Raw genomic sequence first — 12,164 nt, 5'->3', positions numbered from 1 at the left:
TCTACATTCCGCAATCCGCACTCATAAATCAAAAATCTTCTTCCAGCAGCCATTCTTCAGCAAGTTCTTCATTAATGCCGGCAATAAACCGTGAAGGTTTAGAAAAAGTAACACCTCTTTCTCTATCAAAAATATTCATCGGGTAAGAAATGTAAAGATTTTGTTTTGCCCTTGTGGATGCAACATACATTAATCTTCGTTCTTCTTCTAATGCTTCAATATTATCAAACGCCTGACTAATGGGAAAGAATCCTTCCATCGCGTGAATTATAAAAACGGAATGCCACTCCAATCCCTTTGCCGAATGAATTGTTGACAATGTAACAAATTCATCTTCTTTATCACCAGCATCAACATCGGTAACACTATCCAATGGTGGATCTAAAGCCATATCAGCAAGCAGCGAATCAAGGTTTTTATAATTTTGGGTGATGTTAAGGAAAATATCCAAATCTTTTTTCCGTTTATTAAAATCATCATACTTTGCATTAAAGAATGGTTGATAATACTCCATAACCATTTCAGCTTTTTCAGTTGGAGTCATTTCCCTGGTGTGAATTGTATTAAGCAAAACAAACAGCTTAACTATTTTATCATTATACTTTGAGGAAACAAGCGCTTCCGGATTTGCTTTTATTGTAAGGCGGGAGGATGAAATTTCGTCCAGGATTTTTTGTGCTGTTTTTGGTCCAACACCTTCGTGCAATAGTAAAATTCTAAACCAGCTTACAACATCACTTGGATTTGCTGCAATGCGAAGGAATGCAAGAACATCTTTTACATGCGCAGTTTCTATAAATTTCATTCCGCCAAATTTCTGGAAAGGAATGTTCGCCTTATTCAATTCAATTTCTAGATCGAAAGAGGAATAAGAAGAGCGGAAAAGAACAGCAACATCTTTTAACGGAACTCCTTCTTCTCGCAACTCAAGGATTCTATCAACAATAAATTTGGACTGCATATTCTCAGTTGTTGCAGAAATAATTGCCGGCAGTTCACCGCTTCCTTTTCTTGTGAATAGATATTTCTGATACTTCTCAATTGCTCCATCAATAATATGATTTGTAAAATTCAAAATCTCCTGTGTACTTCTGTAATTCTCTTCAAGCTTAATAATTTTTACATCCTTGTAAAGTAAAGGGAATTCCATAATGTTCTTGAAATTGGCTCCGCGAAAAGAATAAATTGATTGTGAATCATCGCCGACTACCATTACGTTATCATTGTAGCGTGTTAATCCTTTCACAATTTCTGCTTGCAGTTTGTTTGTATCCTGGTATTCATCAACCATTACATATTTAATTGATGCAAGAAAAGTTTTAGAGGCGGAATTGGATTCTGATAAAAAACGATTTAAGTAAACAAGCAAATCATCATAATCAAGCAAACTATTTTTACTTTTATAAGAAGCATAAATTTTTTGAATTTCCAGAATCAATACTAAGAATTCATAAAAATGCTGGTATTCATCTTCTAGTATCTTTTCAACTGGAATTCCTGTATTTACACTAAAGCTTAATATTTTGTTAATTGTTTGTTTCTTTGGAAATCTTTTCTTGATGTCGGTTAGATTAAGCTGAGAACGAATTAAATTAATTACATCTTCGCTGTCGGATTGATCCAGAATAGTAAACCCGGAATCCAGACCAACTATTTTAGCGTATTTTCTTAAAGTAAGATTAGCAAAAGAATGAAAAGTTCCTCCATTTATTTTAGAACAACGGTTATCCAGCAGGATTGCTGCACGGTTCATCATTTCGTTTGCGGCTTTCCTGGTAAAAGTTAAAAGCAAAATGGATTTGGGATCAATACCCATTTCAACCAATCTTGCTACGCGATAGACGAGTGTTCTTGTCTTTCCGGTTCCTGCACCAGCAATAACTAAGTAAGCGCCTTCTGTAGATGTTACAGCTTCATACTGTGCAGGATTTAATTCCAGCTTATAATTTATTTGAAACTTAGATTCATCTGCCTGAAGCTTAATTAAACCAGAAGGTTCAATTTTTTTTATATGATATTTTTTTACCATAACCCAACTGTTTTTATTCAAATACCAAATTCATTTTTTACTTTGTATGGTTCTAAAAACCATCTTTTTGAAATCTTAAACTCAAAGAGCGCAGAGATTTCGCAAAGAGTATTGAACTTTTTAGAACTACCCTTTATCAATATAACGATTTGAATTGTAATTTTAATTTGGCTTACTATAAAAATGTTTTAATTGGGCGATAATTGAAGAAGAATAAATATTTTAAAATCATTTCATATCACATTAAAATGAAACTTAAATACAAATATTTTGTTCTAAATGAAAGAAAGGTTATAAATGAGAAGAAATCTATAGCCTTGATTGATGTGGAATCATTGGTTATATTTATCTCAGGATAAATATCCCATTAAACTTCAAAACAGAGGAAAATATGGACGGTAATTTTTCGGAAAGAGTACAAGATGTTATTCGTTTAAGTCGCGAAGAAGCTTTAAGACTTGGTCATGATTATATTGGGACTGAACATTTATTACTCGGCATTATCCGCGAAGGACAGGGAATGGCTGTTAGGATTTTGCGAAACTTAGATGTTGATCTTGTAAAATTAAAAAAAGCTATTGAAGATACAGTAAGAGCTTCCGGCGGAACTCTAACTATTGGTAATATTCCGCTAACAAAGCAGGCAGAAAAAGTATTAAAGATTACACAGATAGAATCGAAAATTTATAAATCGGATGTAATTGGTACCGAACATATACTTCTTTCTTTGTTAAGGGATGAAGACAATATTGCCACGCAGATTTTGCATCAATTCAATGTTACTTATGAGAATGCCCGTGCCGAATTGAACAATATTTTAAGCAGTAAAAATCCGCGCGAGTCTGGATCAATCACTCCTCCTCCATCATCAGAAAAGAAGTTTGAAAGAACTAAAACTCCTGTTCTGGATAATTTTGGCAGGGATTTAACAAAGCTTGCTATTGAAGATAAGCTTGATCCTGTTATTGGCAGAGAAAAAGAAATTGAAAGAGTTGCGCAGGTTCTTAGCAGACGTAAGAAAAATAATCCGGTTTTAATCGGAGAACCCGGCGTTGGTAAAACAGCTATAGCTGAAGGATTAGCTTTAAGAATCATTCAAAGAAAAGTACCGCGAATTTTACAGGACAAACGAGTAGTAACTTTGGATATTGCCGGTTTAGTTGCAGGTACAAAATACCGCGGACAATTTGAAGAGCGAATGAAAGCGTTGATGAACGAATTAGAAAAGGCAAGCGATGTTATTCTTTTTATTGATGAACTGCACACAATAGTTGGTGCTGGCGGCGCTTCAGGATCACTTGATGCTTCAAATATGTTTAAGCCAGCTTTAGCACGTGGAGATATTCAATGTATTGGTGCAACAACATTGAATGAATATCGGAAATATATAGAAACAGATGGAGCATTGGATAGAAGATTCCAGAAAGTTATGGTTGATCCGCCAACAGTCGATGAAACTATTCAAATTCTTACCAACATAAAATTTAAATATGAAGAACATCATCACGTAAAATATTCTGATAAGGCAATTGATTATGCTGTTAGGTTAAGCGACAGATATATTACAGATCGATACCTTCCAGATAAAGCAATTGATGTACTTGATGAAGCAGGTTCAAGAGTTCATATGGGGCACTTTTCTGTATCAGAAGAAATCCTTGTGCTTGAAGAAGAAATTGAAAAAGTTAGACAGGATAAAGTTAAAGTTGTTAAACGACAGGATTATGAAGAAGCCGCACGATTAAGAGATAGAGAACGAAATCTGCAATCCGATTTAGAAATTGCTAAGCGTGAGTGGGAAGCAAAAACCCAGGATCTTGTTTTTGATGTTAGTGAAGATGACATCGGTACAGTTGTTTCCATGATGACTGGCATTCCGGTTACAAGAGTTGTACAAGCTGAATCTGAAAAGCTAATGAAGATGGAAGATGCGTTAAAAGCTTCTATTGTTGGGCAGGATGAAGCTGTTATAAAATTAACAAAAGCAATCAGAAGAACCCGCGCTGGATTAAAAAATCCGCATAAGCCAATTGGCAGTTTTATTTTTCTCGGTCCTACTGGAGTTGGTAAAACAGAATTAGCAAAAGTTCTTGCAAAATATCTTTTTGATACTGAAGATGCGCTGATTAGAATTGATATGAGTGAGTACATGGAAAAATTTGCTGTATCGCGCTTAGTTGGAGCGCCTCCGGGATATGTTGGTTATGAAGAAGGCGGGCAGCTTACAGAAAAGGTTAGAAGAAAACCTTATTCAGTTGTGCTTCTTGATGAAATAGAAAAAGCTCATCCCGATGTATTCAATATTTTGCTTCAGGTGCTTGATGATGGAATTCTTACGGATAGTTTGGGCAGAAGAGTTGATTTTAAAAATGCAATCATAATAATGACTTCCAATGTGGGAACGCGGGATATTAAAGCTGCCGGTGCAATGGGTTTTGGCGGTGCAACAGAAAGCACCAAATATGATTCGATGAAATCCACAATTGATGATGCAATTAAAAGATTGTTTAATCCGGAATTTCTAAACAGGATTGATGAAACTATCGTTTTCAGAAATCTTGAAAAAGAAGATATAATTAAAATTATTGATATCGAGATAAAGGATTTACTCGATAACATAAAAGAAAACAAAATGGAATTAACCTTAGAGCAAACAGCAAAAGAATTTTTGTTGGCTAAAGGTTACGATCCAAAGTATGGCGCGCGCCCATTAAGGAGATCAATCCAAAAATATGTAGAAGATCCAATGGCTGAAGAAATTCTTAAAGGCACATTTAAGCAGGGGAGTAAGATTCTTGTAAAAGGTATAGAAGGTGCTGAGGAATTAATTTTTATTGAAGAAGCAATAGAAACCGGAGAATCAGATCACCAGGAAGAAAAGACCGGAGCTGCGGAAGCGTAATTGAATGAATGTGTGAAACGGAGAACCTGTCTGCCGATAGGCAAGATGAGTTCGCCGATTCACCGATTCGCCGGTTCGCCGAAACTCTGGTTCCTAAAACGAGAGGAGAAAATGGATTTACTTACCAAAGATGAAATCCAGCACCGAATTAATTTATTAAATGGCTGGGTTTACAAAAACAATTCCATTACCAAGGAATTTAAAACAAAAAACTTTGTAGATGCTGTTTCCTTTTTGTTAAAGATAACTGTCCAAGCCGAAAAAATGGACCATCACCCGGATGTACTTATCCATTCCTACAATAAAATTAAAATTACATTATCCACACATAGCGATGGTGGTGTAACAGAAAATGATATAAAACTTGCAAAAATTATAAACGAATTATAGTTAGTCAGCCTGCCAACCATTGTTTATATTGAAAAATAAGAATAGAACCCGCTTAAGGTGACTGTTGCACAACGCGGATATGGCATTCTTAGCGAATCTGCCTTTGTCGCCTGCCTGCGGTAGGCACATAGGCGTCAACCTAAGGTAAAATATTTAGTTTATGATGAAAATAGCCCCGACCCTGCTTACCGTAGGCAGGTTTTCAAGTCGGGGAAAGAATATTCTCCAAGAATTTAGGGCTTTAGCCCAACATTAGGATTGTACTTGCCTACTGCAAGTGGGTTGGACTAAAGTCCAGGATATTTTTAGGATTCCGATACTCCGGCATAAATGCCTGAGCTATTCAAGTACAAAATTTCCTTGGGTTGACGCCTATGTGCGGTAGGCAGGGCAGACAGGCCTGCGCCTTTGTCGCCTGCCTGCGGTAGGCAGGGCAGACAGGCCTGCCTGACCGGTAGGCAGGGTTATGAGCAAAGAATCTAAAGCCCAGATAAGAGTAAGTACCATTATTAGCATTGAGATTCTTCATTTCGCTTTGCTACATTCAGAATGACAAGTTCTGTAACAGACACGGCAGGCAGGTGCAATCATCAATCAGTAATTAAAAATCCCTTGCACATAGAAACATTAACCTTTAGATTTGCCTTTAAAAAAGCAGCAAACGATTGAAGTTACTTTCTTCCAAAATCTTTTTAATAATCTGCGTATGTTATTTTTTTTCTGAAGGCTATGCTCAGAATAATTTTTCTGTATTAACAAGAACCGATACTCTTCTTATCAACTTTAATAATATCTATGAGTTAAAATCCATTTCCATCATTCCTTTCAGCGAATCAATTATGCTTAGAGGAAAACTACTTACAAAAAATGATTATAAAATATTTTATGATAAAGCATATTTTACCCTTGCGGATACTCTTGCTTACTCAATCTTTGATACACTATTCATAACTTATCGCTCATATAATATTCCTCTTAAAAAGGAATATTTCCACCGCAGTCTTGTAGTAAAATATGATGACCGGTTTGCGGATACAATTAGAATTGCGCAGCAAGTATCATCCGGATTTACATCTGAATCTATATTCGGAAAAGATGTTCAGAAAAGCGGTTCTATTATTCGTGGTTTTACTGTTGGCACCACCAGGGATTTTACGTTAACCAGCGGACTTCGACTTCAACTATCCGGCAAACTTTCTAATGACATTGAAATAGTTGCAGCACTAACAGATGAGAATACTCCAATTCAACCGGAAGGGAATACTGAAAGATTAGAAGAACTTGATAAAGTTTTTATTGAAGTTCGTCATCCAAATGCGGTTGGTACTTTTGGCGATTATGATTTTAATACAAAAACAAGTGAGTTCAGCAATATTCAACGCAAGCTGCAAGGCTTGAAAGGGGAATTTACTTACGATAATTATTCCGGTAAAATATCATTGGCAAGTTCAAAGGGAAAGTTCAATACAAATCAGCTTAATGGAATTGATGGTGTTCAGGGACCTTACCGGGTTTATGGAATTAACAACGAACGTGATATTATAATTATTGCCGGCAGTGAAAGAGTTTATCTAAATGGCGAAGAGATGAGACGTGGTGAAGGAAACGATTATGTGATTGAATATTCAAATGCAGAAGTTACCTTTACACCAAAACGGTTGATTACATCCACAAGCAGGATTACCATCGATTTTGAATATACTGATAGAAGATTTACCAGGAATTTCTTTGGAGCAAGCTTTGCATCCAACCTATTAAATAATAAGTTGAATGTGAAAGTAAATTACTTTAGAGAAGGTGACGACCAGGATTCACCAATTGATATTTCTCTTACAGAAAGTGATAAAAGAATTTTAGCAGCTTCCGGGGATAATAAATTTTTAGCAGCAAAATCCGGTATAATAGAAGCAGTCCCGGATTCAACGGGGAAAATCAAGGGAACATATTCACGTGTTGATACAATTATAAACGGAAATTCATTTCAATATTATGTTTACAATCCGGGCAATGGGTTGTTCGATGTATCTTTCAGCTATGTTGGAGATGGAAAAGGCGATTATTTAAAAGAGAGTCTTGGCAATTATAGTTTTGTTGGTGTTGGCGGAGGATCTTACCTGCCAATTGTATTTCTTTTTTTGCCAGAATTAAAGCAGATCGGAAATATATCTATTGAAGCAATTCCTTTTACTGATGTTAATCTTAATGTTGATATTGCCGGAAGCCTTTGGGATAAAAATCGTTTCTCTACAATTGATGATAAGGATAATTTTGGATCGGCAAGAAATATTTTTCTTAATATAAAACCACGGCAAATAGAAGTTGCCGGCATTAACTTCGGACAGATCGGATTAAGTTATAAAGATAGGTTCATTCAAAATAAATTTACAACACTGGACCGGGTAAATGAAATTGAGTTTAGCAGAAATTACAATGTGCTTCAATCTGATAAAACTGAAAATGAACAGCTAAGAGAAGCATCATTAAGTTTAATTCCATTCGAAAAATTGAATCTCACATCAACATATGGATTTTTGAGCAGGGGAAATGATTTTAAATCAAATCGGTTCCTAAGTAATCTTTTATTCAGCGATAAGGATATATATAATGTTGAGTACAAAATCGATTATGTTAGTTCAAAAACAAGTTTTCTGAATACAAACTGGAACAGGCAAACAGCAAACGCTTATTATCTTTGGAACAAAATTAAACCTGGGATCGGATTCCTTTATGAAGATAAAAAAGACAAATTAACCAACACGGATTCGTTATTGACTGGCAGTTTGAAATATGTGGAAGTTATTCCTTCACTGGAATTACTGGATCTTTATGGATTTACATTAAAAGCACAATATTCTTTAAGAGAAGAATCATTCCCAATCAATGGAGTGATGCAAAAGGAATCTAATGCTTATATGCAATCCTACGACATGAATTTTAGAGGAATCCAGGAAGTAAATTCCTCATTCAGCCTGGTAATCAGAGATAAAAAATATACTCCATTTTATAAACAGTTAGGTTCGTTAGATAACCAAACTATTCTTATCAGGTCACAATCAAGATTTAATTTTTGGCAAAGAATTGTTAATGGAGATATTTATTATGAAGCATCTACCCAGCGCTCTGCAAAGCTGGAAAGAGTTTTTGTAAGAGTTACACAGGGTACAGGTAATTACAAATATCTTGGAGATCTTAACAACAATGGAATTGCTGATGAGAATGAGTTTGAACCAACAGTGTATGATGGAGATTATATTATCGCTTCAATTCCAACAGATAAATTGTTTCCAGTTGTGGATTTAAAGGTAAACACACGCTGGAAAATTGAATTGGAAAAAGTTTTTGATAAAAGTAGTATTACCGGAAAAATATTATCTCCAATTTCATCAGAAACTTCTTTCCGCGTTGAGGAGAATAGTAAGGAGACTAAAACCGAAAAAATATATTTACTTAACTTTTCATCCTTCTTAAATGATTCCACAACTATCAGGGGTTTTAATCAATTCCAGCAGGATTTATTTTTTTGGGAAAACAGCAGCGATCTTTCATTCCGCTTCCGTTTTACACAAAGGAAAAATTTAAATCAATATAGCGGTGGTTTGGAAAAAGGTTATAACAAAGAAAGAAGTATAAGAATCCGCTTTAAGATGGTTGAGGAAATTGGTAACCAAACTGAATTTGTGAACCAGGTGGATAATGTAATTGCTCCAATTAATTCTAACCGTGCAAGGATGCTAACTTCCAATACAATTACTTCTGATTTTTCTTACAGACCAGAAAGAAATATTGAAGTTGGATTTAAAATTGGAGTTGGTAGAAGTCAGGATGATTTTCCTAAAACTCCAACAATTATTGATCAGAATTCTCTTCAGTTACGATTAAACATTTCCTTTGCCGGTACTGGGAGATTAAGAATTGAAATTGAACGAAATGAATTAACGGCGAACACAGATAAAAATTATCTTCCGTTTGAATTAACAAAAGGGAATTTACTTGGTAAGAATTATTTCTGGCGGCTTAATTTTGATTATAGGCTTACTGGCAATCTGCAATCATCAATTAATTATGATGGAAGATTGCAAGGGAGTGGTAAAGTAGTTCATACAGCAAGAGCCGAAGTAAGAGCTTATTTTTAAATGAAAATTATTATGGATAAGTACACACAAAGTACTAATCCCATCTTCTGTATTCTAATAATTTTTTCAGGTATATTGGTATAAAAATTTGGAGCAACTTTGAAAATTTTTTCATATATGATAGAGGCACATATAGTTAAAAGAAAAGGAAATGGAATTGAATTTCTGTTACTCAAAAGATCAAAAGAAGACATTTATCCTGGTGTATGGCAAATGGTAACCGGCTCAATTCTAAGTGGAGAAAAAGCCTACGAAGCAGCAATTAGAGAAATAAGTGAGGAAACCGGATTAATACCAAAAAAAATGTGGGTTGTTCCAAATGTAAATTCATTTTACTCACGCAGAAGAGATCATATTTGCATGGTCCCGGTTTTTGCTGCTTTAGTTGATGATGATGCAGAAGTAAAAATATCAACTGAGCATACTGAATATCAATGGGTGGATAAATCTGCCGCAGTTAAATTATTAGCATGGATCGGTCAGCGGAATTCGGTTGAAATTATTCTTGAATATTTTATGAATGAAATTAATTTCCTAAATTTTGAAGAAATAAATCTTAACAATGTAAATCGCATTAACTAAAATAAATTCTGTTGAATTAAAAATTTTCGTATTTTACTCACCAAATTATTACTAAAGGATTAAAATGAGTTTATTGGTTGTTGGTTCAATCGCTTTGGATTCGGTAATCACTCCGTTTGCAAAAATCGATAATGCACTTGGTGGTTCTACAGTTTATGTTTCACTTGCTGCAAGTTATTTCTCCACTCCAATTTATATTGTTGGTGTTGTTGGAGAAGATTTTGGAAAAGAGCACATAAAATTATTAGAGGATCACCATATTGATCTTGAAGGATTGCAGATAGTTAAAGGAGAAAAGACATTCAGGTGGGGCGGCAAATATCATTACGATTTAAATGTACGCGATACATTGTACACAGATTTAAACGTATTTGAAAAATTTAATCCCATTATTCCAGTTAACTATAGGAAGGCTCAATATGTTCTACTCGGAAATATCGACCCTGTTCTTCAGTTAAGAGTATTAGATCAAATGGACAAGCCAAAATTAGTTGTTTGTGATACTATGAATTTTTGGATTGAAGGAAAAAATGCTGAACTGCTTGAAGTTCTGAAACGTGTTGATGTTTTAATTATTAATGATTCAGAAGCCCGGCTTCTTACCCATGAACCGAATATAATTAAAGCCGCCAGATTGATTAAAGAACTTGGTCCAAAATATTTAATAATTAAAAAAGGTGAACATGGTGCGTTGATCTTTGGAGAGGAAGGAATATTTTCTGCTCCAGCTTATCCATTGGAAAATATTTTCGATCCAACTGGTGCTGGTGATGTTTTTGCTGGTGGATTTATTGGTTACTTACATAAAAAAGACGATCTGAACTTTGAAATTATGAAGCGCGCTGTTATTTATGGTAGCACAATGGCATCATTTTGCGTTGAACAATTTAGTACAAAGGGATTGGAAAACTTAGATTACAAGCTCATCCAAAATAGATTCAGGGAATTTCTTAAACTATCCAAATTTGAAGATGACCAGGAATAGTTTTACTGTTTTAGATTTTGTTAATGATAAATTAGTTTTTATTGATCAAACAAAATTACCTTTAGTTGAAGAATACATTGAGACTGATTCCTACGAAAGAATTGCAGATGCAATTGAAAAGCTGGAAATTAGGGGAGCACCAGCAATTGGAGTTGCTGCAGCTTACGCATTAGCTTTATCAATTAAGAAAGTTAAAACCAGTCAGCAGGAAGAATTTGAAAAAGCATATCAAAGATTAGCTTCCACACGACCAACAGCGGTAAATTTATTTTGGGCACTGAATGAAATTAAAGGATCATTCCAGGAATTGAATCAACAAGAGAATTCTTACAACGTACTGGTGAAACGAGCAAAAGAAATTCATCAGCATGATATTGAAATGTGTGAACGTATTGGATTGAATGGATTAAAGATTTTTAAAAAGAGATGTAATGTGCTTACCCATTGCAACGCGGGAAAACTTGCAACTTCTGGGGAGGGAACTGCACTTAATGTAATTAAGAAAGGTTTTGAAAATAATTTTGTGAAGCATGTTTATGCGGATGAAACACGTCCATTGCTTCAAGGTTCAAGGTTAACTGCATTTGAATTGGATAAAGAAGGAATTCCATTTTCAATAATTACCGATTCTACTGCAGCGTTTTTAATGCAACAAGGGAAAATAGATCTTGTAGTGGTTGGTGCTGATAGAATTGCCAGGAATGGAGATACAGCAAATAAAGTTGGAACATATAACCTGGCTGTTGCTTGTTCATTTCATAAAATTCCATTTTATATTGCAGCACCTGTTACTACTGTAGATAAACATTGCAACGATGGTAGTGAAATTTTGATTGAAGAAAGGAATAAAAAAGAATTAACTCATTTTGGCGATAAGCAAATTACTAATGAAGATTATCCTGTTTATTCTCCTGCTTTTGATGTTACTCCTGCATCATTAATTACTGGAATTATCACTGACAAGGAAATCTTCTGCTATCCATATCATTTCTGATTATATAATTTTTTATTGTCCCTTACTGGGATTGGCGGGCAAAAACCCTCGCCTTTAGGCGAAGACTTTAGTAAATTCGCTCAATGGAAAATTACAGAAAGTCATCACATACAGTATACGATATAAAATATCATCTAGTTTGGATAACC

General features: G+C 34.8%; 7 protein-coding genes. 6 read left to right on the top strand and 1 reads right to left on the bottom strand.

Annotated elements, in window-relative coordinates:
• Window positions 1–28 precede the first annotated feature (28 nt).
• Window positions 29–2,029 (bottom strand): ATP-dependent helicase, encoded by a 2,001-nt coding sequence (locus tag NTX22_00100; protein ID MCX6148904.1) that lies wholly within the window; start codon window positions 2,027–2,029, stop codon window positions 29–31.
• Between the two features lie 391 nt (window positions 2,030–2,420).
• On the opposite strand from NTX22_00100, the gene NTX22_00095 reads away from it, so the two are divergent.
• From NTX22_00095 to mtnA, 6 genes are all read left to right on the top strand, one after another.
• The gene (locus NTX22_00095; protein MCX6148903.1) at window positions 2,421–4,931 is read left to right on the top strand and encodes an ATP-dependent Clp protease ATP-binding subunit; all 2,511 of its coding nucleotides are present in this window, start codon (window positions 2,421–2,423) and stop codon (window positions 4,929–4,931) included.
• A gap of 111 nt (window positions 4,932–5,042) precedes the next feature.
• A complete protein-coding gene (locus tag NTX22_00090) occupies window positions 5,043–5,321 on the top strand; it encodes a 4a-hydroxytetrahydrobiopterin dehydratase (protein ID MCX6148902.1) in 279 nt (92 codons plus the stop codon).
• Window positions 5,322–5,986: 665 nt separating this feature from the next.
• On the top strand, window positions 5,987–9,454 hold the full coding sequence (locus tag NTX22_00085; protein ID MCX6148901.1) for a hypothetical protein: 3,468 nt from the start codon (window positions 5,987–5,989) through the stop codon (window positions 9,452–9,454).
• 99 nt (window positions 9,455–9,553) lie between these two features.
• Window positions 9,554–10,036, top strand: a complete 483-nt coding sequence (locus NTX22_00080; protein ID MCX6148900.1) for an NUDIX pyrophosphatase — start codon at window positions 9,554–9,556, stop codon at window positions 10,034–10,036.
• Between the two features lie 64 nt (window positions 10,037–10,100).
• Complete coding sequence (locus NTX22_00075) at window positions 10,101–11,021, top strand: PfkB family carbohydrate kinase (GenBank protein MCX6148899.1); 921 nt, start codon at window positions 10,101–10,103, stop codon at window positions 11,019–11,021.
• Window positions 11,008–12,015, top strand: a complete 1,008-nt coding sequence (mtnA, locus tag NTX22_00070; protein ID MCX6148898.1) for an S-methyl-5-thioribose-1-phosphate isomerase — start codon at window positions 11,008–11,010, stop codon at window positions 12,013–12,015. The genes NTX22_00075 and mtnA overlap by 14 nt, the downstream gene beginning before the upstream one ends.
• Window positions 12,016–12,164: the final 149 nt, after the last annotated feature.

This window comes from Ignavibacteriales bacterium (assembly GCA_026390815.1).
Classification (GTDB): domain Bacteria; phylum Bacteroidota; class Ignavibacteria; order Ignavibacteriales; family SURF-24; genus JAPLFH01.
This window is presented reverse-complemented; position numbering and strand designations above follow the sequence as displayed.